The organism is Citrobacter sp. Cf136 (genome assembly GCF_030333815.1).
GTDB classification, from domain to species: Bacteria; Pseudomonadota; Gammaproteobacteria; order Enterobacterales; family Enterobacteriaceae; genus Citrobacter; species Citrobacter freundii.
The window spans coordinates 278618-302947 of record NZ_JAOWFE010000040.1; the positions used below are offsets into that span (position 1 = coordinate 278618).

The following is a 24330-nucleotide window of genomic DNA, read 5'->3' on the forward strand; positions in this document are numbered from 1 at the left end:
TGGCGGAATTGGTAGACGCGCTAGCTTCAGGTGTTAGTGTCCTTAGGATGTGGGGGTTCGAGTCCCCCCCCTCGCACCAATTATCTTATTTCCCTCTCGATTTCCTTCTCTAGTTTTGTTCATCCCTGATTCCAGTTCATTATTACCAGAACAATGCCACCAATCAGCGCCGCGCATGAAGGTAACAAAACAAAGTGCCGTAAACGCTTGTGGTACAACATGAGCGAAGTCAGTAGTAATCCTAATACAATCATCACCTTCCATACGTAGACCGACAGGTCGCTATATGCCATCCCGGCAATCAGCATTCCCGGCAGCAGAACACCCCATCCACTGCCCAGCGTACGTTGCAACATGATTCCACCTATGACACTGATAATGATAACCAATATCATATGATAAAACTTCTCATTTGTCAGCCGTGAAGCACTATCAATTATATGAGTTTTACTTAACGATTGATGACATGAATAACCCAAGGTGATAAATTGCTCACCGGTTAGCTCTTCAACTAAAAACAATAAAAACCTCTGCGAATGATACCCCGTTCGTTATTTGTTTTATTTACCAACACACCTTCGTACATTGCAGATAACTAACAATATTTACCTATGACAGTACAATCCTGGCGAACTCTGCGCACCAAAAAATACCAACTCTCTTTACGACTGTTTCTGCTGCTCAACGCAGTCTCCGCGCTGTTTACGCTTTTTTTCCCACTGTTTGCGGTCAAAGCCTTATCAGTATCGGCGTTGCTGATACTGGTGATGAGTACACTGCTGCTGGTATGGCATGGGAAATACGCAGATAAAAGAATTAATCTCCCTTTTATTTCAATCGTTTTTGGCTTGTTATGGGCGTTACACATATTATTGAAATATAATGCTTTAGGTCAGAATGATTATTATTTCCTGTTAATAGCGCTTCTCAGCGTACTGTTTATTGGCTCTATCGCTTTTGCCAATAATATCATCGCGTTTACGCTCCACTCACTCCCCTCCGTCGCCGTTTGTTTATGGCTTAACGGCAGCGAGCATGGTTTGCGGATTTTCTATTTTATGGCGCTGCCTATGGCCGGTATCGCCATCCAGCATGTGATACAAAAGCGCTACGATGGGTTCGCTCAGCAACTGATGTACAAACTGCTGGAAGAACGAGAAACCCTGAACGGGCTCAGCATGCTCGACCCGCTAACCGGTTTGTATAATCGCCGGGGGCTGCAACACCGGCTCGATACGCTGTTGGCCCTAAGTAATTCGAGACACTTCGTTCTGCTGCTGGATATCGACCATTTCAAATCCTATAACGATCATTACGGACATATGATGGGCGACCAGGCGTTGATCCGTGTTTCTGCCGCCATCCGAGACTCCGTCCGCTCCAGGGATGTGGTGGCGCGTTTTGGCGGTGAAGAGTTTATGATTTTGCTGACCGCAGTCGATCCACAGCAGGCCCAGGCTGCCGCCGAACGTATCCGCCAGAAAGTGTACGACCTTAAAATCCCTCACATGTTTAATGAGAGCGTGGCAACCAACGTAACCGTCAGTATCGGCATTGCACCTCTGGTCGAACAGGATATTGATGCTGCTATTGCCAAAGCGGATAAAGCCCTTTACGAGGCCAAGAATCTTGGGCGTAACAATACTCTGGTCAGCGATGAGCTACGGGTAAACTGCCCTTCTACCTGAGCTTTCTGTGCGGTGCCACCCGAGATGGCGACAAAGATCTTGCTATCGCCTAACACCAATTATAGGATTAGCAATCATTATCATTAAGATTAACATCCTTATATCGACATGGCTTATCGTTCCGCACCGATCGTTGAAGATGTCATCTGGCGTAGCCATCTCCCCTCAGAGATGCCCTCGCTGGCTGCTGCCGTACGCGCAACGATAGCCAAAACTCGCGAGCACTTGCTGGACTTCATTCGTCTTGACGAAACGCCTGTGCCAGGTGCAATGACGCTGCATGAATGGACGCAACCGACGACGCTAAGTTCATTGCTCGCTGTTTATTCAGACCATATCTATCGCAACCAGCCCACGCTGCCCCGCGAAAATAAGCCCCTGATATCTCTTTGGGCGCAATGGTATATCGGCCTGATGATGCCTCCGTTAATGGTGGCCCTGCTGACGCAAAAAGAGGCTATAGACGTCTCTCCTGAACACATGCACGTAGAATTCCACGAAACGGGCCGAGCAGCCTGCTTCTGGATCGATGTCCATCAGGATCATCTGGCTACAGCCCTGTCTCCTCAACAACGCATGGAAACACTGATTCTCTCAGCGCTAACGCCGGTTGTGCAGGCGCTGGAAGCAACGGGTGAGATCAACGCAAAGCTTATCTGGAGCAACACCGGATACTTAATTCACTGGTATTTAACGGAAATGAAGCCGTTGTTAGGTGAAGAACTGCTGACCACGCTGCGCCAGACCTGCTTTTTTGAGAAACAACTTTCCTGCGGTCAGGATAATCCTCTATGGCGTACCGTTGTTCCGCGTGAAGGGCTGTTAGTGCGCAGAACCTGCTGCCAACGCTATCGCCTGCCTGACGTTCAGCAATGCGGAGACTGCACGCTGAAGTAAGCGAGGAGCCGTAGCCCCTCGCCAGATATTTATGCAACCTGCTGGTTTTCCTCTTCCATACGCTGCGCTTCTTCTTTTTCCTGCGCTAATAACTGCTTTTCGTAGACCTTAAAGAACGGGAAGTAGATAACGGCCGATACCAGCGCCAACAGCACCACCAGGATAGCCGCACGATAATCCCAACCTAACGCCCATGCGGCGCCAACCGGTGCCGGGGCCGTCCATGGAACCACTGAAATTACCCGCCCAATTAAATCCAGTTTCATCGCCGCCCACGCCAGTACCGCATTCACCATCGGAGCCAGCAGGAAGGGGATAAAAAACACCGGGTTCATGACAATCGGCGTACCAAATATCACCGGTTCGTTAATATTAAAAATGCTGGGGACCACGCTCAGACGCCCAATCGAGCGTAGATGAGCTGAACGACTCCGCAGATAGCAAATCACCAACCCCATCGTCGCGCCGGAACCACCAACCACAATGAAGAACGTCCAGAACGCTTCCATAAAGATATGCGGTAACGGCACACCCTGCGCCAGCGCCGACTGGTTCATCCCGAGATTGGTGAGCCAGAACATTTGCAGCATTCCCGACACAATAGCCGCGCCGTGAATACCGGCAAACCACAGCAGATGGCCGATCAATACCGCCAGCAGGATCGCCGGGAGAGAATCTGCAGCCGACACCAGTGGTTTGAAAATGGCCATAATGGCCTGCGGGATCAGCATGTCAAACTGCGACTGTATCACCAGGCTTAGCGGGTACAGCGTTAGCACCACCACCAGCACCGGGATCAGCAGATCGAAAGAGTTTTTGATCATCGGCGGCACCTGATCGGGTAAACGGATGCCAATGTTGTGCGCCTTCAGGAAGCGCATCATTTCAACGCAGTAAATGGCTACCAGGATGGCGGTGAAAATCCCCGTTCCTCCCAGACTATCAACCGGCATCGTGCCTTTGGTTTTTGGCGCGGCAATCAGCAAAAAAGCCATGATTGATAGCATCGCACACATAAACGGATCTAACTGATGCGACTTCACATAGTGCTTGCCCAGGTTATAAGCAATAGCCGCACATATGTAGACCGACATGATCCCCATCGTCATATCAAACGGTGTGAGGATTTGGCCTTCAAACTGTTTTGCCAAATCCAGCCACGCACGGGCGAATCCCCAGGTGGTATCCGGAGAAAATGGCGGATAGGCAAAAACCAGCAGAAAAGAGCCTACAATCATAAAAGGCATCGCCGAAATAAAACCGTCACGAATAGCCATGACATGACGTTGTGAAGAGATGCGCCCGGCAACAGGGCTAACATAGTTTTCAACAAAGCGGAAAATCACGTTAAAGACAGCATGGTTAGTAGACATAGCCGTTCTCCCGTTGTGCAAAACCTTGCAACCGTGTTGGCATCAACACCACCACGTAAATCCCATTACCACTTTTCGCAACCGTGCCGGGGGGAACACCAGCACTACCGCTATTCGAGTTAAGTTTCATAGATGGCTCTTATTATGTGATACAGAGGAAGTGACAACTTCAGTATTAATCGTCATTTCAGCATTCTGCAACCGGTTACTGTAACCGGTTTCTTTGATTGTGAAGACGATCGAAAAACTGCTAATGTTGCTATATTGTTACAATAAAATATTTACAGTGCGGTTGCCCCTATGACAAATTACATCCTGCATGTTTTCTGCTGTGCAGGGTTATCTGTAAGCGATAGGGAGAGAAGAATGAGTTTGCAATCAGTACGTCAATTCCTGGCGCAACATGCACCAGATATTGAGATTATCGAATTAGATCAGAGCACAGCAACCGTTGATCTGGCAGCAAAAGCCCATAACGTTGAACCTGGCCAGATAGCGAAAACACTTTCGCTAAAGGTGAAGAACGACATCATCCTGGTCGTGGCAAAAGGTGATGCCCGACTGGATAATAAAAAGCTAAAGAGTACGTTCGGTGCCAAAGCCCGTATGTTGAGTAGCGATGAGGTCGTGAGCGCGACGGGGCATCCCGTTGGCGGCGTTTGCCCCTTCGGATTAGAAACACCGATTTCAGTGTACTGTGATGTTTCTCTGAAGCACTACGCTGAAGTGTTGCCTGCCGCAGGTGCCATCCACAGCGCGGTTCGCATCACGCCTGAGAGGATGGCTGAACTGACTTCTGCCACCTGGGTTGACGTGTGTCAGTAATGCTTCACGCGCCAAATCGGCGACCAAACCCGGCACAAAGCACGTCAACGTTGCCTGTCACGAAGCCGCCTGCATAAAAGGCGCTGGCTCGCCAGCACGCAGGTACAGCAGGATATCGGCAGCATCCAGTAACCCGGCATCTGAGCTTACTCCCAGTTTGGACATCACATTAAATTTGTGTGCCCGAATGGTTTTAATGTTCCGTTCAAGCTGAGCGGCAATCTGTGGCATCGAATAGCCATTTGACATAAAGCGCAGTATTTCTCGTTCTGTCGGACTGAGCATGCGGCTTTGATTAATATACCAATGGTTTTTCGTGCTTTCGGTTCCTCGGCTTGGGCTGCTTAACGCCGTTAATAAAGCGTCCTGTAGCACCGTTAACGAAGAAGCTTTACTCACAACGCCATCCAGCGGCAAGGGGGACAAGGAGCCAATTAAACGCGCTTCAGCGTCATCATCGGCAATCACCACGCGGCGAATCCGTGGAAAATTTATCGCCAGTTCCGTTAAATAGGCCAACCCAGCTCTGCGATCGCTTCTGATTGCAGAGAGAGAAAAAATAACTGCCGAAAACGACATCTTTAACATTGCCTGACTAAAAGTGGGCTGGCTAGAAAAGAGATGAAGTTTATATTGGTCATCTGGCATGGTATTAAATAAACTATTAATACCTACACTGCTCATTGTACACTTTTCTACCAGTGCAACGTTTCTTTTGATGATTCTGCTTTCCATTCCGTGGTTTCTCCATAAACTGAAGGTAAATTAAGTTCTCGCGATCCTTGAGAACTATTTATCCAGGCATACATTTCTGCATTGCTATTTATCGACAAGCGACGCATAGCGCTATTCTTTTGGGCACTGATTGTTTTATTGCTTTTCTTCAGCAACATCGCAATCTGATTAATTCCCCAGCCTTTCCCAAGGAGGCGCAGCACTTTCCTTTCAGAGAGAGTGAGGACTATTGAGCGCGCGCTATGATCTAACAATTGCGGCATAGCAGGTGGAGAAAGTAGTGTCTTACTTATTCTTTCTGCTCGCGCATTTCCTGCGTGAATGACGCTCACTAAACTTTCTATCGGCTCTGCATCAGAGAGCAGCGAACTGACAGGACACATCAGTAGCTCAATAGCCAAAGGATAGAAAATACGAGAGACGAGAAAGACCCAGTGAATATCACGGTATTGAGATAATAAAGAATAATATTGTTCGCAGACTGAACGAGGATAATTGCAGTCTCCAGTTAAATCAGCAATCACCAAATCAGCGTACCGTAGTTGTAATAATGTTAGTTCTTCAACAGAACAACAGTATGTAAGTTCGTAATCGGCAAACTGCGCCTGTATTATACCTTTAAGCCCGGTCTGTATAATCGGCGATTTACTAATAATAATTGCGTTTTTGCAGCGTCCTTGCAACATATCCCCTCCACACTCACCAGTCCGTAATCGTACTTAATTCAGTTCTCCCGAATAAATTAATAGCCATTAATTCACGGGAAAATACTCCGAACAATAAACGGGGTGAATTGCTTATCCTTGGCGTTTATTAAAATAAAAGTATTGGCACTACAATCCAGATAAAGCCAAACTGTCAAGCTATTATTACATGATTACGCATAAATACGTTATTTGTAAAATTAAAATAACTACAATAGATCGTTAGCATGGCTTATGTATTTGCCATCCGGGTAAATAACGCTACATTACAGTCATGCGCCCTCTCATACCTCGGCGAGTGGGGAGTGTTAATATGCCATAACCGTATCGTCGGTGTCTTTTTTCGACACAAAGATTGATCTTAGCCAGAGCCAGCGGGCTCATGCTTCATGATAAAAGTAAACATTCGTCACTCAAAGAGATCCTTATCAGTCAGAGCGAACCATGCAAACAGAGCAGTCGTCACAGCGAACGGTTACACGGTTATGTATTCAATGCGGTCTTTTTTTACTTCAGCATGGGGCAGAAAGCGCGCTGGTTGACGAGCTATCCACCCGCCTCGGGCTGGCGCTTGGCATGGATAGTGTAGAAAGCGCTATCTCCTCTAACGCTATCGTCCTGACCACCATTAAAGACGGGCAATGCCTGACATCAACGCGAAAAAATCAGGATCGCGGCATTAATATGCACGTCGTGACGGAAGTGCAGCACATTGTCATTTTGGCGGAACATAAACTGCTGGATGTTAAAGGCGTAGAGAAACGCTTTAGCCAGATTAAACCACTGCGCTATCCAAGATGGCTGGTCGCCCTGATGGTCGGTTTATCCTGCGCCTGTTTTTGTAAACTCAATAACGGCGGATGGGATGGTGCGGTGATCACCTTTTTTGCCAGCATGGTGGCGATGTATATCCGCCAGATACTGGCATCCCGGCATTTACATCCGCAAATAAATTTTTGCATCACCGCCTTTGTGGCGACCACCATTTCAGGTTTGCTGCTGACGTTGCCGACCTTTAGCAATACTCCGACTATCGCTATGGCCGCCAGCGTGCTACTGCTGGTTCCGGGCTTTCCGTTGATCAACTCCGTCGCGGATATGTTTAAGGGACACATTAATACCGGACTCGCTCGCTGGGCTATTGCCAGTCTGCTTACGTTGGCGACCTGTATTGGCGTGATCGTGTCGATGACCTTATGGGGGCTGCGCGGATGGGCGTGATCGATTTCATACTGGCGCTGATGCAGGATATGATCCTGTCGGCGATCCCGGCGCTTGGCTTTGCCATGGTATTCAATGTCCCCCATCGGGCGCTCCCATGGTGCGCATTACTCGGCGCACTCGGTCACGGCTCACGAATGGTGATGATGACCGCAGGGTTTAATATTGAATGGTCAACATTTATGGCGTCGCTGCTGGTCGGCTGCATTGGGATCCAGTGGTCGCGCTGGTATCTGGCGCATCCGAAAGTCTTCACCGTCGCGGCAGTGATCCCCATGTTTCCCGGGATCTCCGCCTACACCGCCATGATCTCAGCAGTAAAAATCGGCCATTTCGGTTACAGCGAAGTGCTGATGATTACCCTACTGACCAACTTCCTGAAAGCCTCATCGATTGTCGGTGCGCTCTCCATCGGTCTGTCCGTGCCAGGATTATGGCTGTATCGCAAACGTCCACGCGTTTAACGGTGTACTTTCTTTAATACCGTGCAGAGAGGGGAATCTCCCCTCACCTGCTGCTCTCCTTCTTCTCTGTGTTACTATAAAAGCAGTCCCCTTCTCGGTTGTTGTTCAGTATTGAGAAACATTATGCCCTGCAAAATTTTGACGCCAGACGTCACGAGCATTGACGCCTTACTACACGATCACCACGCTGTGCTGGCCAAGTCTGCGGGTGGCGCCGTAGCCGTATTCGCTAACAATGCACCAGCGTTTTACGCGGTGACGCCTGCGAGACTGGCTGAGCTTTTGGCGCTTGAGGAGAAACTGTCACGCCCGGGAAGCGATGTGACATTGGATGATCAATTTTATGAAGAGCCGCAAACCGCTCCCGTTGCCGTGCCAATGGGGAAATTTGCGATGTACGCGGCCTGGCAGCCTGATGCCGACTTTCAGCGTCAGGCCGCTTTATGGGGCGTAGCGTTGCGAGAGCCGGTTACTGCTGAAGAACTGGCCTCATTTGTTGCCTACTGGCAGGCTGAAGGCAAAGTCTTTCACCATATTCAGTGGCAGCAAAAACTGGCGCGCAGCATTCAGATTGGACGGGCCAGCAATGGCGGAATGCCAAAGCGCGATGTGAACAGCGTCAGTGAACCTGACAGCCACATTCCACCGGGTTTTAGAGGATAACGATGAAAAACGTTGGCGACCTGATGAAACGTCTGCAAAAAATGATGCCACCTAATGTCGAGCCCGCCTTTAAAACGGGCGAGGAGCTGCTGGCATGGCAAAAAGAGCAAGGTGAAATTCGTGCCGCAGCGCTGGCCCGCGAAAACCGGGCCATGAAAATGCAGCGCACATTCAACCGATCCGGTATCCGTCCGCTGCATCAGAACTGTTCGTTCGAAAACTATCGGGTAGAGTGCGAAGGTCAGATGAACGCCCTGAGCAAAGCCCGCCAATACGTTGAAGAGTTTGACGGCAACATCGCCAGCTTTATCTTCTCCGGCAAACCCGGCACCGGCAAAAACCATCTGGCCGCCGCCATCTGCAACGAACTGCTATTGCGCGGCAAGTCGGTACTGATCATTACCGTGGCCGATATCATGTCGGCGATGAAAGAAACGTTCAGCAATCGTGAAACCAGCGAAGAACAGCTACTCAACGATCTGAGCAATGTGGATCTGCTGGTGATCGACGAGATCGGCATGCAGACCGAATCCCGCTATGAAAAAGTGATTATTAATCAAATTGTCGATCGCCGTTCATCCTCAAAACGTCCGACCGGCATGTTAACTAACAGCAATATGGATGAAATGAACAAGCTGTTGGGCGAGCGCGTGATGGATCGTATGCGCCTTGGCAACAGTCTGTGGGTCATTTTTAACTGGGAAAGCTACCGTAGTCGGGTCACCGGTAAAGAGTATTAACGTATTAGGACCACTCCTAAGACTGCCAGCGCTATACTGCGCTGAAAAGGCATAACACGAGTTGCATATAATGATGAAAACTACCAAACGTCTGCTGTGCTGTGCGCTTGCCGCCAGCACGCTCATCTCCACCAGCGTTTTTGCCGCCTCCTGGCAGGATTCGCTCTCCAGCGCAGCCAGTGAGCTAAGCAAACAAAGCTCCGGCTCGCAAAGCAGCTCGTCGCTCTCTTCCCTGACCAGCCTGCTGAATGGCAGCAATCAGTCGTTGACCTCCAGCAGCATGAATAACGCCGCCGGGATCCTGGAATATTGCGCGAAACAGAAGCTGGCCTCGGTCACCGACACGCAAAACGTCAAAAACCAAGTGCTGGATAAACTGGGGCTCAGTGCTCCTGAGCAGAAGCAAGACACCAACTATATGGACGGGATTCAGGGTCTGCTCAACGCCAAAGATGGTCAACAGCTGGACCTGAACACGATTGGCAACAGCTCGCTGGCGAAACAGGTTAAAACCAAGGCCTGCGATCTGGTGTTAAAACAGGGCATGAACTTCATTTCCTGACGCACGACACGCCGCGTATAACCTGCGCGGCATCTATTTATTTCCGTCAATGCATTCACATTTCAAATAAATAGTAATTCCCCACAAAAACGCGCATATCTAAACCAATTCTGAATAACAACGTAATTTAATGTCACTACAATTGCAGCAATGTAACAACGCTATTACATTGTGCTTTCCCCCTAATGATTAGCCTGCCAGGCATGTGCCCGGTTTACTGAGGATCGACCGTTGTCAGAATTAATCTCCATCACTCTGTTTCTCGCTTCAGTGCTGATTTACGCCTGGAAAGCGGGTCGCAACACCTGGTGGTTTGCCGCCACGTTATCGGTGCTGGGGATTTTTATTGTTCTGAATATCACGCTGTACGCCAGTGACTATTTCACCGGCGACGGGATCAATGACGCGGTACTCTACACGCTGACCAACAGTCTGACCGGCGCGGGGATTGGAAAATATATTTTGCCGGGGGTCGGCATCGCGCTGGCGCTGACGACGGTTTTTGTCGCGCTCGGCTGGATCCTGCGCCGCCGTCGCCATCACCCGCATCATGTGGGTTACAGTCTGCTGGCCCTGCTGCTGGCGCTGGCCTCCGTTGACGCAAGCCCGGCGTTTCACCAGATAACCGAACTGGTGAAGTCGCAGTCGCGCGATGGCGATCCGGATTTCCCGACGTATTATAAAGAGCCATCGAAAACCATTCCCAACCCGAAGCTGAACCTGGTGTATATCTACGGCGAGAGCCTCGAGCGCACCTATTTTAATAATGACGCGTTCCCGGAGCTGACCCCGGAACTCGGCGCGTTAAAAAATGAAGGTCTGGATTTCAGCAATACCATGCAACTACCGGGTACTGATTACACCATCGCTGGCATGGTCGCCTCCCAGTGCGGTATTCCGCTGTTTGCGCCATTTGAAGGCAACGCCTCGGCGTCGGTCTCAAGTTTCTTCCCTAACAATATCTGTCTGGGCGATATCCTGAAAAACTCCGGCTATCAGAACTACTTTGTGCAGGGTGCCAACCTGCGCTTTGCCGGCAAAGACGTGTTCCTGAAATCTCACGGCTTTGACCATCTGTACGGTGCGGAAGAGTTAAAAAGCGTGGTGGCGGACCCGGCCTATCGTAACGACTGGGGCTTCTACGACGATACCGTGCTGGACGAAGCATGGAAAAAATTCGAAGAGCTTTCGCGCTCGGGCCAGCGTTTTTCACTGTTTACCCTGACCGTGGACACCCATCATCCGGATGGATTTATCTCACGTAGCTGCAACCGTAAACGTTATGACATCGACGGGAAGGCCAACCAGTCGTTCAGCGCGGTCAGCTGCAGCCAGGAAAACATTGCCGAATTTATCAATAAAATCAAAGCATCACCGTGGTTTAAAGATACCGTTATCGTGGTTTCTTCCGATCATCTGGCGATGAACAACACCGCATGGAAGTATCTGAACAAGCAGGATCGTAACAACCTGTTCTTCGTGCTGCGCGGCGACCAACCGCAACAGGACACGCTGGCGGTAAAACGTAATACGATGGATAACGGCGCAACGGTACTGGATATTCTCGGCGGCGATAACTTTATCGGTCTTGGCCGTAGCAGCTTGTCTAGCGAATCCGTGTCGGAAGTATTCCTGAACATTAAAGAAAAAATGCTGGCGTGGAAGCCCGATATCATTCGTCTGTGGAATTTCCCGAAAGAGATGAAAGAGTTCACCGTCGACCAGGACAAAAATATGATCTCCTTCTCCGGCAGCCATTTCCGCCTGCCATTGCTGCTGCGTGTATCGGACAAACGCGTAGAGCCGCTGCCGGAAAGCGAATACTCGGCCCCGCTGCGCTTCCAGCTGGCGGATTTCGCCCCGCGCGATAACTTTGTCTGGGTCGATCGCTGCTACAAAATGGCGCAACTGTGGGCGCCGGAGCTGGCGCTTTCTACCGACTGGTGCGTTTCACAGGGTCAGTTAGGCGGGCAGCAAATTGTGCAGCACGTCGACAAAGCCAAATGGAAAAGTAAAACCGTATTTAAAGATACGGTGATCGACATGGAGCGCTACAAAGGTAACGTCGATACGCTGAAAATTGTCGATAACGACATTCGCTACAAAGCAGATAGCTTCGTTTTCAACGTGGCGGGCGCGCCGGAAGAGGTGAAACAATTTAGCGGTATTTCACGCCCCGAATCCTGGGGACGCTGGTCCAATGCGCAGCTCAGCGAAGAAGTAACGATTGAGTACAAAGCCCCGCTACCGAAGAAATTCGATCTGGTCATTACCGCGAAAGCCTTCGGCGACAACGCTAATCGCCCTATTCCCGTGCGCGTTGGCAACGAGGAACAGACGCTGGTGTTAGGCCATGACGTCACCACCACCACCTTACATTTTGATAACCCGGCGGACGCCGATACGCTGGTTATTGTTCCACCCGATCCGGTCGCCACCAACGAGGGCAATATTCTCGGTCACTCGCCGCGTAAGCTGGGGATCGGGATGGTTGAAATCAAAATAGTGGCTGCTCAGGGATAAAAAAAACAGCGCCCAACACCACACCGGGCGCTGCATGGCAACCTTATTCCAGACCGTTCACCGCCTGGCGCATACCCTGCACCAGAATCATCTCCAGGTTGGCCGTCACCTGCCCGGCAAGCCCAGGTAACAACGTCAAATCCTCTCCCCAGTGCGCCGCATCGCCAAGCACTGCATCCACCAGTTCACGCAGCGTTAAATCATTGCCAACTCGCGGCCACAGGCTGGCATAGAGTCTTACCCACTGCTCATCATCCTGTATCGGATAGCGTTCCCCGTTACGCTCTGCGCGATAAAACGCCAGCAGCGCAGCGAGGGCAAACGTTAACCGCACTGGCCAGCGTCCATTTTGCTCACCCGCCAACAGCTGCGGCAAAATTCGGGTGCGGAATTTAGTCATTCCGTTAAGCGCAATGGAAAGCAACTGGTGGCGAATGTAGGGGTTCTGAAAACGCCCGCTCACCGCGTCGGCAAATTCTCGCAGTTCGTCCGCCGGGAGATCCAACACCGGAATAATCTCCTCACTAATCGCCCGCTCGACAAAGCGGCGGATATCAGCATCCTGCATCGCCTCGCCAACGGTCTCCAACCCGCACAGCCACGCCACCGGCACCAGCGCCGTATGCGCGCCATTGAGAATAGCGACTTTGCGCTCTTTGTACGGTTTGATATCGCTCACTACACGGATATTCAGCGGACACTGCGCCAGCTTCAGCTCCTCTGCCAGCCACTGCGGCCCCTGGATCACAAACAGGTAAAAATGCTCCGCGGTATCGAGAAACGCATCGTGATAGCCAAGTGTAGCCTCCAGCGCAGCGGCTTCTTCGCGCGGGTAGCCGGTGACAATACGGTCAACCAGCGTGGAACAGAACGTGTTTGCCGTCTCCACCCAGTCGGCAAATGCCGGAGGAAGCTGCCACTCCTGCGCATACCGCAGCACCAGGGTTTTGAGCGCCTCACCGTTATAGTCGATAAGCTCGCACGGAATAATTACCCAGCCCTTATCCACCGCGCCCTCAAAGTGGTTAAAGCGCTCCATCAGCAGGCGCGTCAGTTTGGCCGGAAAGCTCACCGGCGGCGCATCATCCACACAGTCTGCCGCGTGATAGCTAATTCCGGCTTCGGTAGTATTTGAAAACACAAAACGGATATCCGCATTGTGCGCCAGCGTCAGATACGCCGCGAAATCCTGGTACGGGTTGATTTCGTTATTCACCGACCGGATAAGCCGCGCCTCACTCACCGCCTCACCCTGCTCGTTTAGCCCGCGAATAAGCGTGGTATACAGCCCGTCCTGGGTATTCAGCGACGGCGGGAAATCGGTATTAATTGGCCGAACGATGGTCACGCCAGCGTTCAGATCGGTATGCTCGTTGAGGATATCCAGTTGCCAGTCGACAAACGCCCGCAGAAAGTTACCTTCTCCAAACTGGATCACACGCGTTGGGTAGCTGGCTCCCGGAAAATCACGTCGATTCAATGTTTTCATCCTGTTTTCCCTCTCAGAACGTGATCACGCCTTTAATCAGTTCACGGTTGTTGATCACATCCCGCTCGTAGATTTCAGCCAGTGTGGCAAACGCGTAACGGTGCGTAAGCATCATGTCGGCGGTCAATTTGCCTTCCGACATCAGGCGGCCCACTTTGGCGAAATCTTCCGGCGTGGCGTTGCGACTGCCCATCATGGTGGTCTCTTTCTTGTGGAACTCAGGGTCAGAGAACTGCAAATCGCCTTTAAACAACCCAACGAAAACGATGCTGCCGCCATGACGAATCAAATTCACCGTGTTATTCATCGCATGTTGATTCCCCGTGGCATCAATGACCTTTTGCGCCAGCGAACCGCCAAACTGAGCGCGCAGCTGCGCATCAAAATCTTCAGCGGATGGGTCGATAACCGGAAGTCCCAGGCGGGAAACCACATGGTCTCGGCGTGCGGGACTGGTATCGGCGACCACCACCTGTGCGCCATCGGCTTTGGCAATCGCTGCAGCCCCCAGGCCAATCGGACCAGCGCCGACCACCAGCACCTGCTCACCCGGCGCCACCGCCGCCCGGCGTACCGCATGCGCGCTGATGGCATAAGGCTCAATCAGCGCCGCCGCCTGCGGGTCAATCCCCTGCGCATCCAGCAGGTTGGTCACCGGAACGGACAAATATTCACTGAAACCGCCATCCTGGTGCACGCCAATTACTGAAATCTTCTCGCAGCAGTTGGTGCGCCCGCTCAGGCATGCCGGACACTGCTGGCAGGCCACGTAAGGAATAACCGCCACCTGCTGACCATTTTTCAGATTCTGTATATTCTTACCCAGCCCGACAATTTCCCCACATATTTCATGCCCTAATACACGTGGGTAGCTGAAAAAAGGTTGATTGCCACCCCAGGCATGAATATCGGTACCACAAATCCCTACCGATTTAATTTTTATTAATGCTTCGCTCTCACCCGGAATAGGTATTTCGCGTTCTTTCCAGACTAATTTTTTAGGTTCCTGGCAAATCAACGTATTCATCGTAGACATGATTCTGCTCTCCTGTTTTTTGTTGCCTCAGATATCAACGAAAATAAAAAAGACGGAGAAAGCAGAAACACAATCTGTGAATCCCAGCGCATAAAAATGTTTTAAATCGGGTTTTAATAGATAAAAAGGAGAAGCCATGAGCCGTTCGCAGAACTTACGCCACAATGTGATTAACCAGATTATCGATGATATGGCGCGTGGTCATATCCCTTCCCCTCTCCCGTCGCAAAGCGCACTAGCGGAGATGTACAACATCAGCCGCACCACCGTGCGTCATATGCTGAGCCACTTAGGCGAGTGCGGCGTGCTGACCCAGGTCGGCAGCCACTATGTTATCGTGCGTAAACCCGACCATGACGACGGTTTTGCCTGCACCACCGCCTCCATGACCGAGCAAAACCGGATTTTTGAGCAGGCTTTTTTCACCATGATCAACCAGCGCCAGCTGCGTGCAGGCGAGAGCTTCTCCGAACTGCAGCTTGCCAGAGCCGCGGGCGTCAGTCCGGTAGTCGTACGGGAATATCTTTTAAAATTCGAACGTTACAACCTGATCAAAAACGAAAAACGCGGTCAGTGGAGCATGAAGCAGTTCGATCAGGCCTATGCGGAGCAGCTGTTTGAACTCAGAGAAATGCTGGAAACCCATTCCCTGCAGCATTTTCTCAATCTGCCCGACGATGACCCACGCTGGCTGCAGGCGAAAACGCTGCTGGAACGCCACCGGATCCTGCGCGACAGCATCGGCAGCAGCTTTCGTATGTTCTCGCAGTTAGACCGTGAGTTTCATGCCTTGCTGCTCTCTGCTGCCGATAATATATTTTTCAATCAATCACTTGAAATCATCTCCGTGATTTTCCACTTCCACTATCAGTGGGATGAGAGCGACCTCAAACAACGCAACATCATTGCCATCGATGAGCATATGACCATCCTCAGCGCGCTGATCTGCCGCAGCGACCTGGATGCCACCCTGGCGCTTTGTAACCATTTGAATTCAGCCAAACAATCAATGATTCGTTCCATCAACCAGAGTCATAGCGCCGCCCATTAAGTACCGATAAAAAACAGCAAATCATTACCGGGAGCACGATTTTATAAAAATAAAAACGCCTGAAAAATACCTCTTGCCTATGCTCACGCTAAGTCGACTGCATTAAAACTTTTGTGAGCGGTGATGAGCAAATTGATTCATCACCGGTATTTTTTCAATACTGCACAGTCCTGCTGTGTGAAAAATAAATTATTGAGGTTCAGGAGTCCGGCGTGGAAAAAAATAATATTACCCTCGACCCGAGTTCTTCGTTTGGCACGTCATCATCTGCGGATATTAATGTTCCGCCTGAGGGCATGGTGCAACGCAGTAGCCGAATAAAACGTATTCAGACCACGGCAATGATTTTATTATTTTTTGCTGCGGTTATTAATTACCTCGACCGCAGTTCTCTGTCGGTCGCCAACTTAACGATTCGTGAAGAACTGGGGCTGAGCGCCACGCAAATCGGCGTGCTGCTGTCGGTATTTTCTCTCGCTTATGGTATTGCGCAATTGCCCTGCGGCCCGCTGCTGGATCGCAAAGGTCCGCGCATTATGCTGGGGCTGGGGATGTTCTTCTGGTCGCTGTTTCAGGCGATGTCCGGCATGGTACACAGCTTCACCCAGTTTGTGTTGGTTCGTATCGGGATGGGGATCGGCGAAGCGCCAATGAACCCGTGCGGCGTAAAGGTCATCAACGACTGGTTTAACATCAAAGAGCGCGGCCGCCCGATGGGATTATTCAACGCCGCCTCCACCATCGGGGTTGCCATTAGCCCGCCGATTCTGGCTGCCATGATGCTGGTAATGGGCTGGCGCTGGATGTTCATCACCATTGGCGTGCTGGGTATTTTCCTCGCCATCGGCTGGTACATGCTGTATCGCAACCGCGAGCAAATTGAGCTGAGCGCCACGGAACAAGCGTACCTGAACGCTGGTAGCGTCAATGCCCGCCGCGATCCGCTGAGCTTTGCCGAATGGCGCAGCCTGTTTCGCAACCGTACCATGTGGGGCATGATGCTGGGCTTTAGCGGCATCAACTATACCGCATGGTTATACCTGGCCTGGCTGCCGGGCTACCTGCAAACCTCCTACAACCTGGATTTAAAAAGCACCGGATTAATGGCGGCGATCCCGTTCCTGTTTGGCGCAGCCGGCATGTTGATTAACGGTTTTGTCACCGACTGGCTGGTGAAGGGCGGTATGGCGCCGATTAAGAGCCGTAAGATTTGTATAATCGCCGGGATGTTCTGCTCTGCAGCCTTCACCTTCGTTGTGCCGCAGGCCACAACGTCAATGGCCGCCGTGTTACTGATCGGTATGGCGTTGTTCTGTATCCACTTCGCCGGTACCTCGTGCTGGGGCCTGATCCACGTCGCCGTCGCCTCACGCATGACCGCTTCCGTGGGCAGTATCCAGAACTTTGCCAGCTTTATCTGCGCGTCGTTTGCGCCGATCGTCACCGGATTTATTGTTGATACCACCAACTCTTTCCGCCTGGCGCTGATCATCTGCGGCTGCGTCACCATGGTGGGGGCCCTTGCCTACATCTTCCTGGTTCGCCAGCCCATTAGCGATCCACGTAAAGATTAATCCTCCAGATGCCCGATAACACCGTGCTTATCGGGCATGTTATGCTCCTCGTATGAACATCACCTTACGCGCCACTACTCTGGCAGATACAGCCGCTCTTCCCGCCATCGAACGATCTGCGGGGCAACGTTTTTTACAGATCCCGGAACTGGCGTGGATTGCTGATGACCAGATTATATCGGCTGCTCAGCATCAGGCATTTGCCGCCACTGGCTTGAGCTGGCTGGTGCTGGCCGATGAGCATCCGGTCGGCTTTTTAGTCGCCGAAACGCTGGATTCATCGCTGTTTATTGCGGAACTGTCGCTGCATCAGGCGTGGCAGGGAAAAGGCATTGGCCGCAGATTGCTTAGCTATGTTGCCGGGCAGGCGCGTGCGAAAGGTTATACGTCGCTCACGCTGACCACCTTCCGCGATGTGCCGTGGAATGCGCCATTGTACGCGCGACTGGGTTTTGAGCTACTGGCTGATGAGACGCTTCCTGTATTACTGCGCCAGAAAAGAGAAGAGGAAGCGGCGCATGGCCTGGCGTATGAATCACGCTGCGCCATGCGCCTGATGCTTACTTAGAACGTTTCCCAGTTATCCCCGGCATCCGTTACCGCAGCTTTACGCGGCTGGACCGTTGACACCGGCTTAGCCGCGGCAACGTCACGTGCGCGTTGCTGGTCATGCTGAATACGGAACACGGCAACGGCCTGAGTCAGGCGGCTGGCCTGCTCTTCCAGCGCGGCAGCGGCAGCGGCGGATTCTTCCACAAGCGAGGCGTTCTGCTGCGTCACACGATCCATCTCGGCAACGGCCAGACCAACCTGATCAATACCGCGGCTCTGTTCATCAGAAGCAGAGGCGATTTCACCCATGATATCGGTCACGCGGGTTACCGCATTGACGATCTCATCCATGGTTTCACCGGCGCTTTCAACCAGCGTTGAACCAACATCCACACGGCTGACCGAGTCTTCAATCAGGCTCTTAATCTCGCGCGCGGCCTGCGCACTACGCTGGGCCAGGTTACGCACTTCACCCGCAACCACCGCAAATCCACGGCCCTGCTCGCCCGCACGTGCGGCTTCTACCGCGGCGTTGAGTGCCAGAATATTGGTCTGGAAGGCAATGCCGTCGATGACGCTAATAATGTCGGCGATCTTCTGCGAACTGGAAGCGATATCACGCATGGTTTGCACCACGTTGTCCACCACTTTGCCGCCTTTCTGCGCGGTTTCCGACGCACTCAGCGCCAGATGGCTGGCCTGACGCGCGTTTTCGGCGTTCTGCTTCACGGTTGCCGTCAGCTGTTCCATGCTGGCTGCGGTTTCTTCCAGAGAGGCCGCCTGCTGTTCGGTACGGGAGGAGAGATCGTTATTGCCCATCGCAATCTCGCTGGCCCCGCTGTAAATCGCGTTGGCGCCGTTACGCACGTCACCCACGGTATTCATCAGCTCACCCTGCATGTGACGCAGGCTTTCCGCCAGTTGCCCAATCTCGTTGGAACCTTCCACTTCAATGCGCTTCACCAGATCGCCACTGGCGATATGACGAATGCTGTCAATCAGACGGTTCATTGGGGAGATAAGGGTCAGTTTGATACCAAACCACACCGCAATAATCGCCGCCAGTACGGTAATCAGCACGCAGATCAGCACCCACATCGCCTGGCTGTAAGAACTGTTGTTATCTTCCACCGCGATGTCATACAGGCGATCGTTCTGCTGCATGTAACTCATATACTGCTTCTCAAAGCCATCCTGATAGCTCTGCGTCGGTTGATCAAAGAACGCGTTGATCTTCCCGTCACCCAGTAACTGGATCAGCTCCGCCAGCGCACCGTGATAGATGTCATAGGTGCGGTTGATCTCCTGGAAAGCGGCTTCGCTTTGGCGCGGATCGCGCGGGAGCGACTCGTAAATCGCCCAGTTTTTTTCCGTCAGCTTCAGCGCCGTACTCGCCACCTGCATCAGCTCGGCAACGGTCGCGCCGCTGCCGATATTGCTCTGATCCATCATGTAGCGAATGCCCGCCCGGTTCAGGGTGTTACGCGTTTGCAGCAGCTCAACCCAGGTAGCGTTCAGCGCAGACTGTTGCTGGCGAATGGTTTGCAGAACGGTAAAGTTCTCTTTGTCATTCTTAAGTGAGTTAAAAAACAAGCCGCCCGAGGCGAGCTGTAAAAGGCCAAACAGCGCCAATACCAGCAGTAAGCTGGTAACAATCTTCATACGTTTTAACATGTTTTCTCTTTCCGCTAGACAGATGTCAGAATTTTCGGCCTGGAAAGGGAAAACTTTATGGATATCGTTCGAAAAGCCGGTGTTCTGGCAATATCTCTCGCTGAAAAAAGCAGCAAACACACTCGGCACATACCACGCAAAAGTTGCCGTAGTGGCTTCCCCACCTTTTCAGAGGGCTTTTCATTTATACGCACTTCGATTACCAATGGAAGTCCTGTCACCCGCCTCTAAAACAAGGAAGTCCCTCTGTGAAAAAGAAATTTTTCGATTTATTATCTAATGCTGCTCCCTTCTTACTGCTGGGAGGCATTTTAGGATTAATGACCCCCATAGTGCCAAAGCTCCTTATCCCGGAGATTTCAGGCATCTTAATGGAGAGCATCGCACCTAAAAGCATCATGTTTCTGCTCATTATAGATGCGTTATTTACTGTAATTTTACTCAGGCTATGTGGTGTATTCGATTCAAAAAAAGAAAAATCTGCTTTTATCTATGAAAGATTTTTATTTAAATTCAATGAATTGGGAAAATCCATTACCGCAGCCACGTTTGGTACACTTTTCGGGCTTACGCTGGCAATGCTTCCCTATAGCGAATTTCGCATGGCGGGAGTCGGCCTATATTTTTCTGCGATGTTGATCGTGATATGGGCCCTATTTGACTTCCTGAGCCACATGAGTAAAAACGCGGTTGGCAAAACTGAACGATGTACCTTTTATACCGTGGTTATCGCCATTTTCGCCTACTACCTCTACCTTATAGCCACTCAAATACAGGCGTCCACTCCCGTCGCGTGAACCTCATACCGGTAATTATGTGATTTTAATCACATAATTACCGGTCTACCCCCCATATTAAAACCGCTCGCTGACACTTGGGACCGCTTAAGCTGACATACAACCGCTCACTTATTTACCTTACTTTACGCGCATAATTCTCTGGCAAGATCCCCCCAACATAGCAGTCAAATAACCTCCTCAAACACAAGATCAAACCCACGCGGCTTCGGCCAATTATTAATTAGATACCAGGTTTTACTATGGATACGAAAAAGATATTCAAGCACATACCCTGGGTGATTCTCGGAATCATCGGTGCATTCTGCCTCTCGGTAGTGGCATTACGTCGGGGTGAGCACATCAGTGCCCTGTGGATCGTGGTCGCCTCAGTTTCTGTTTATCTGGTGGCTTATCGTTACTACAGTTTGTACATCGCCCAAAAGGTGATGAAACTTGACCCGACGCGCGCCACGCCGGCGGTCATCAATAATGACGGTCTGAACTACGTTCCAACCAACCGTAACGTCTTGTTTGGTCACCACTTTGCTGCTATCGCAGGTGCAGGTCCGCTGGTTGGGCCGGTACTGGCCGCGCAGATGGGCTACCTGCCTGGTACGCTGTGGCTGCTGGCGGGCGTAGTGTTGGCCGGTGCGGTACAGGACTTCATGGTGCTGTTTATCTCTTCTCGCCGTAACGGCGCATCTCTGGGTGAGATGATCAAAGAAGAGATGGGCCCGGTGCCGGGAACCATTGCGCTGTTCGGCTGCTTCTTAATCATGATCATCATCCTCGCGGTACTGGCGTTGATCGTGGTGAAAGCACTGGCTGAAAGCCCGTGGGGTGTGTTCACCGTCTGCTCAACCGTACCTATCGCGCTGTTCATGGGGATCTACATGCGATTCCTGCGCCCAGGACGCGTGGGCGAAGTGTCGGTGATTGGTATTGTGTTGCTGGTTGCCTCCATCTACTTCGGCGGCGTGATTGCGCACGACCCGTACTGGGGCCCGGCGCTGACCTTTAAAGACACCACCATTACCTTCACCCTGATCGGTTACGCGTTTATCTCCGCGCTGCTGCCGGTATGGCTGATCCTTGCCCCGCGCGACTATCTGGCTACCTTCCTGAAAATCGGCGTTATCGTCGGTCTGGCGGTGGGGATTGTTATTCTCAACCCGGAACTGAAAATGCCGGCGATGACCCAGTACGTTGATGGTACTGGCCCGCTGTGGAAAGGCGCTCTGTTCCCGTTCCTGTTCATCACCATCGCGTGTGGTGCGGTATCTGGCTTCCACGCGCTGATCGCTTCCGGTACTACACCGAAGCTGCTGGCCTGTGAAACCGACGCGCGTTTCATTGGTTACGGCGCGATGCTGATGGAATCCTTCGTGGCGATTATGGCGCTGGTTGCTGCGTCCATCATCGAACCGGGTCTGTACTTCGCAATGAACACCCCGCCTGCTGGCCTTGGCATCACCATGCCGAACCTGCATGAAATGAGCGGTGAGAACGCCCCGCTGATTATGGCGCAGTTGAAAGACGTTACCGCACACGCAGCGGCAACCGTCAGCTCCTGGGGCTTTGTGATTTCGCCTGAGCAGATCCTGCAAACCGCGAAAGACATCGGCGAGCCGTCTGTTCTGAACCGCGCAGGTGGCGCACCGACGCTGGCCGTTGGTATCGCCCACGTGTTCCATAAAGTGCTGCCGATGGCTGACATGGGCTTCTGGTACCACTTCGGTATCCTGTTCGAAGCGCTGTTCATCCTGACCGCACTGGACGCCGGTACCCGTTCTGGCCGCTTTATGCTGCAAGATTTACTGGGTAACTTCGTTCCGTTCCTGAAGAAAACCGACTCTCTGGTTGCGGGTATCATTGGTACTGCGGGCTGCGTAGGCCTGTGGGGTTACCTGCTGTATCAAGGTGTTGTTGACCCGCTGGGCGGCGTTAAGAGCCTGTGGCCGCTGTTCGGTATCTCTAACCAGATGCTGGCTGCCGTGGCGCTGGTTCTCGGCACCGTGGTGCTGGTTAAAATGCAACGCACCAAATACATCTGGGTTACCGTGGTTCCGGCAGTATGGCTGCTTATCTGCACCACCTGGGCGCTGGGTCTGAAACTGTTCAGCACCAACCCGCAGATGGAAGGCTTCTTCTTCATGGCGAATCAGTACAAAGAGAAGATTGCTAACGGCGGCGAACTCACCGCACAGCAGATTGCCAATATGAACCATATCGTCATCAACAACTACACCAACGCAGGCCTGAGTATTCTGTTCCTGGTGGTGGTGTACAGCATCATTTTCTACGGGTTCCGTACCTGGCAGAAAGCCCGTACCATCAACGGTCGCTCTGATAAAGAGACACCGTATGTACCGGTGCCGGAAGGCGGCGTGAAAACCTCTTCACATCATTAAGCCGTAATTGCCGGATGGCGCTGCGCTCATCCGGCCTACAAAATGTGCAGTATGTAGGCCGGATAAGGCGCAAGCCGCCATCCGGCTTTATTCATTAACAGGACGGCAGAATGTTTGGTACTTTAGGTCAGGCAAAAAAATATCTCGGTCAGGCGGCAAAGATGCTGATTGGCATTCCGGACTACGACAACTACGTCGAGCACATGAAGACCAACCATCCCGATAAGCCGTACATGACCTACGAAGAATTCTTCCGCGAGCGCCAGGAAGCCCGCTACGGTAGCGGCGGAAGCAGTTGCTGTTAGAAGGAGAAGTGAATGACCCCGATTGCAGTTACCCTACTCACCGGTTTTCTTGGCGCGGGTAAAACTACCCTGCTGCGCCATATTCTTAACGAGCAGCACGGTTACAAGATTGCCGTTATCGAAAACGAATTCGGCGAAGTCTCGGTAGACGATCAGCTGATTGGCGATCGCGCAACACAGATCAAAACCCTGACCAACGGCTGCATCTGCTGCACCCGTTCGAGCGAACTGGAAGACGCGTTGCTCGATCTGCTCGACAACCTCGACAAAGGCACCATCAATTTCGACCGTCTGGTGATCGAATGCACCGGCATGGCCGATCCCGGCCCGATTATTCAGACCTTTTTCTCCCATGAAGTAATTTGCGAACGCTACCTGCTGGACGGTGTGATTGCGCTGGTTGACGCGGTGCATGCCGACGAGCAGATGAACCAGTTCACCATTGCCCAGTCGCAGGTAGGCTACGCCGACCGCATCCTGCTGACCAAAACCGACGTAGCAGGTGAAAGCGAAAAACTGCGTGAGCGCCTGGCGCGCATCAACGCCCGCGCCCCGGTGTATACCGTCACGCATGGCGATATCGACCTATCCCTGCTGTTCGACACCAACGGTTTCATGCTGGAAGAAAACGTGGTCAGCGCCAAACCGCGCTTCCACTTTATCGCCGACAAGCAAAACGATATCTCCTCGATCGTCGTCGAGCTGGATTACCCGGTGAACATCAGCGACGTGTCCCGAGTGATGGAAAATCTGCTGCTGGAATCCGCTGAGAAGCTGCTGCGCTACAAAGGTATGCTGTGGATTGAAGGCGAGCCAAATCGCCTACTGTTCCAGGGCGTCCAGCGCCTGTACAGCGCCGACTGGGACCGCCCGTGGGGCGACGAACAACCGTACAGCCAACTGGTGTTTATCGGTATTAATCTGCCGGAAGACGAGATCAGAGCCGCGTTTGCGGGGTTGAAGAAGTAGATGTTTTGTAGGCCGGATAAGGCGCAGCCGCCGTCCGGCACTGGCAGTTTTCATTCCGATAAGTGATTCATCCCATGGAATTTTTCACCTGGTGT

23 protein-coding genes are annotated in these 24330 nt (G+C 51.9%); 16 read left to right on the forward strand and 7 right to left on the reverse strand.

Annotated elements, in window-relative coordinates:
• Positions 1–119: 119 nt before the first annotated feature.
• Entirely contained in the window at positions 120–356 is a 237-nt protein-coding gene (locus tag OGV98_RS20585) for a DUF1435 domain-containing protein (RefSeq protein WP_003845617.1), read from the reverse strand.
• Between the two features lie 255 nt (positions 357–611).
• Between OGV98_RS20585 and OGV98_RS20590 the strand changes: the two genes are divergently transcribed.
• On the forward strand, positions 612–1688 hold the full coding sequence (locus tag OGV98_RS20590) for a GGDEF domain-containing protein (RefSeq protein WP_003845616.1): 1077 nt from the start codon (positions 612–614) through the stop codon (positions 1686–1688).
• A 108-nt stretch (positions 1689–1796) separates the two neighbouring features.
• Positions 1797–2585, forward strand: a complete 789-nt coding sequence (gene fhuF, locus OGV98_RS20595; protein WP_003837247.1) for a siderophore-iron reductase FhuF — start codon at positions 1797–1799, stop codon at positions 2583–2585.
• 29 nt (positions 2586–2614) lie between these two features.
• Here fhuF and OGV98_RS20600 read toward each other — a convergent pair whose 3' ends face one another.
• Positions 2615–3958 carry a PTS sugar transporter subunit IIC gene (locus OGV98_RS20600; RefSeq protein ID WP_164563149.1) on the reverse strand — a complete coding sequence of 448 codons (1344 nt, stop codon included), beginning with the start codon at positions 3956–3958 and terminating at the stop codon, positions 2615–2617.
• 366 nt (positions 3959–4324) lie between these two features.
• Here OGV98_RS20600 and OGV98_RS20605 point away from each other — a divergent pair, with 366 nt between their 5' ends.
• Entirely contained in the window at positions 4325–4783 is a 459-nt protein-coding gene (locus tag OGV98_RS20605; RefSeq protein ID WP_003019114.1) for a YbaK/EbsC family protein, read from the forward strand.
• A 57-nt stretch (positions 4784–4840) separates the two neighbouring features.
• Here OGV98_RS20605 and bglJ read toward each other — a convergent pair whose 3' ends face one another.
• Both bglJ and OGV98_RS20615 read right to left on the reverse strand, forming a co-directional pair.
• A complete protein-coding gene (gene bglJ, locus OGV98_RS20610; protein WP_048997871.1) occupies positions 4841–5518 on the reverse strand; it encodes a DNA-binding transcriptional activator BglJ in 678 nt (225 codons plus the stop codon).
• A complete protein-coding gene (locus OGV98_RS20615) occupies positions 5479–6204 on the reverse strand; it encodes a helix-turn-helix transcriptional regulator (RefSeq protein WP_003837239.1) in 726 nt (241 codons plus the stop codon). Before OGV98_RS20615 ends, bglJ begins: the two co-directional genes overlap by 40 nt.
• 462 nt (positions 6205–6666) lie before the next feature.
• On the opposite strand from OGV98_RS20615, the gene OGV98_RS20620 reads away from it, so the two are divergent.
• The 6 genes from OGV98_RS20620 (at position 6667) to opgB (ending at position 12395) form a co-directional block, all read left to right on the forward strand.
• The gene (locus OGV98_RS20620; protein WP_003019122.1) at positions 6667–7443 is read left to right on the forward strand and encodes a threonine/serine exporter family protein; all 777 of its coding nucleotides are present in this window, start codon (positions 6667–6669) and stop codon (positions 7441–7443) included.
• The gene (locus tag OGV98_RS20625; RefSeq protein ID WP_003019127.1) at positions 7434–7907 is read left to right on the forward strand and encodes a threonine/serine exporter; all 474 of its coding nucleotides are present in this window, start codon (positions 7434–7436) and stop codon (positions 7905–7907) included. The genes OGV98_RS20620 and OGV98_RS20625 overlap by 10 nt, the downstream gene beginning before the upstream one ends.
• Positions 7908–8030: 123 nt before the next feature.
• The gene (gene dnaT / locus OGV98_RS20630) at positions 8031–8570 is read left to right on the forward strand and encodes a primosomal protein DnaT (protein ID WP_003019130.1); all 540 of its coding nucleotides are present in this window, start codon (positions 8031–8033) and stop codon (positions 8568–8570) included.
• A gap of 2 nt (positions 8571–8572) precedes the next feature.
• Positions 8573–9310, forward strand: coding sequence for a replicative helicase loader DnaC (dnaC, locus tag OGV98_RS20635; protein ID WP_003019133.1), 738 nt, complete (start codon positions 8573–8575; stop codon positions 9308–9310).
• Positions 9311–9380: 70 nt separating this feature from the next.
• Positions 9381–9872 (forward strand): YjjA family protein, encoded by a 492-nt coding sequence (locus OGV98_RS20640; RefSeq protein ID WP_003830016.1) that lies wholly within the window; start codon positions 9381–9383, stop codon positions 9870–9872.
• A 231-nt stretch (positions 9873–10103) separates the two neighbouring features.
• On the forward strand, positions 10104–12395 hold the full coding sequence (gene opgB, locus OGV98_RS20645) for a phosphatidylglycerol--membrane-oligosaccharide glycerophosphotransferase (RefSeq protein WP_138828165.1): 2292 nt from the start codon (positions 10104–10106) through the stop codon (positions 12393–12395).
• Between the two features lie 43 nt (positions 12396–12438).
• Here opgB and OGV98_RS20650 read toward each other — a convergent pair whose 3' ends face one another.
• Positions 12439–13884, reverse strand: coding sequence for a tagaturonate reductase (locus tag OGV98_RS20650; protein WP_202580796.1), 1446 nt, complete (start codon positions 13882–13884; stop codon positions 12439–12441).
• A 13-nt stretch (positions 13885–13897) separates the two neighbouring features.
• A complete protein-coding gene (locus OGV98_RS20655) occupies positions 13898–14920 on the reverse strand; it encodes a zinc-binding alcohol dehydrogenase family protein (RefSeq protein WP_003837229.1) in 1023 nt (340 codons plus the stop codon).
• A 136-nt stretch (positions 14921–15056) separates the two neighbouring features.
• Here OGV98_RS20655 and OGV98_RS20660 point away from each other — a divergent pair, with 136 nt between their 5' ends.
• The 3 genes from OGV98_RS20660 to OGV98_RS20670 all read left to right on the forward strand — a co-directional run bounded on the left by OGV98_RS20660 (position 15057) and on the right by OGV98_RS20670 (position 18113).
• Complete coding sequence (locus OGV98_RS20660; protein WP_003019148.1) at positions 15057–15971, forward strand: GntR family transcriptional regulator; 915 nt, start codon at positions 15057–15059, stop codon at positions 15969–15971.
• A 212-nt stretch (positions 15972–16183) separates the two neighbouring features.
• Positions 16184–17545 (forward strand): MFS transporter, encoded by a 1362-nt coding sequence (locus OGV98_RS20665; RefSeq protein WP_003845612.1) that lies wholly within the window; start codon positions 16184–16186, stop codon positions 17543–17545.
• A 52-nt stretch (positions 17546–17597) separates the two neighbouring features.
• Positions 17598–18113: a GNAT family N-acetyltransferase gene (locus OGV98_RS20670; RefSeq protein WP_202580797.1), complete on the forward strand. Its 516-nt coding sequence runs from the start codon at positions 17598–17600 to the stop codon at positions 18111–18113.
• Here the strand turns inward: OGV98_RS20670 and tsr are convergent.
• Positions 18110–19771 (reverse strand): methyl-accepting chemotaxis protein, encoded by a 1662-nt coding sequence (gene tsr / locus OGV98_RS20675; protein ID WP_048227144.1) that lies wholly within the window; start codon positions 19769–19771, stop codon positions 18110–18112. The two genes, OGV98_RS20670 and tsr, sit on opposite strands and share 4 nt — an antisense overlap.
• Positions 19772–20019: 248 nt before the next feature.
• Between tsr and OGV98_RS20680 the strand changes: the two genes are divergently transcribed.
• The 4 genes from OGV98_RS20680 to yjiA all read left to right on the forward strand — a co-directional run bounded on the left by OGV98_RS20680 (position 20020) and on the right by yjiA (position 24235).
• The gene (locus OGV98_RS20680; RefSeq protein WP_003845610.1) at positions 20020–20568 is read left to right on the forward strand and encodes a hypothetical protein; all 549 of its coding nucleotides are present in this window, start codon (positions 20020–20022) and stop codon (positions 20566–20568) included.
• Positions 20569–20810: 242 nt separating this feature from the next.
• On the forward strand, positions 20811–22961 hold the full coding sequence (gene btsT, locus OGV98_RS20685) for a pyruvate/proton symporter BtsT (protein ID WP_003845609.1): 2151 nt from the start codon (positions 20811–20813) through the stop codon (positions 22959–22961).
• A 110-nt stretch (positions 22962–23071) separates the two neighbouring features.
• Positions 23072–23266: a YbdD/YjiX family protein gene (locus tag OGV98_RS20690; RefSeq protein WP_003830038.1), complete on the forward strand. Its 195-nt coding sequence runs from the start codon at positions 23072–23074 to the stop codon at positions 23264–23266.
• A 12-nt stretch (positions 23267–23278) separates the two neighbouring features.
• The gene (yjiA, locus tag OGV98_RS20695) at positions 23279–24235 is read left to right on the forward strand and encodes a GTPase (RefSeq protein ID WP_003837219.1); all 957 of its coding nucleotides are present in this window, start codon (positions 23279–23281) and stop codon (positions 24233–24235) included.
• The last annotated feature ends 95 nt before the right edge of the window (positions 24236–24330 follow it).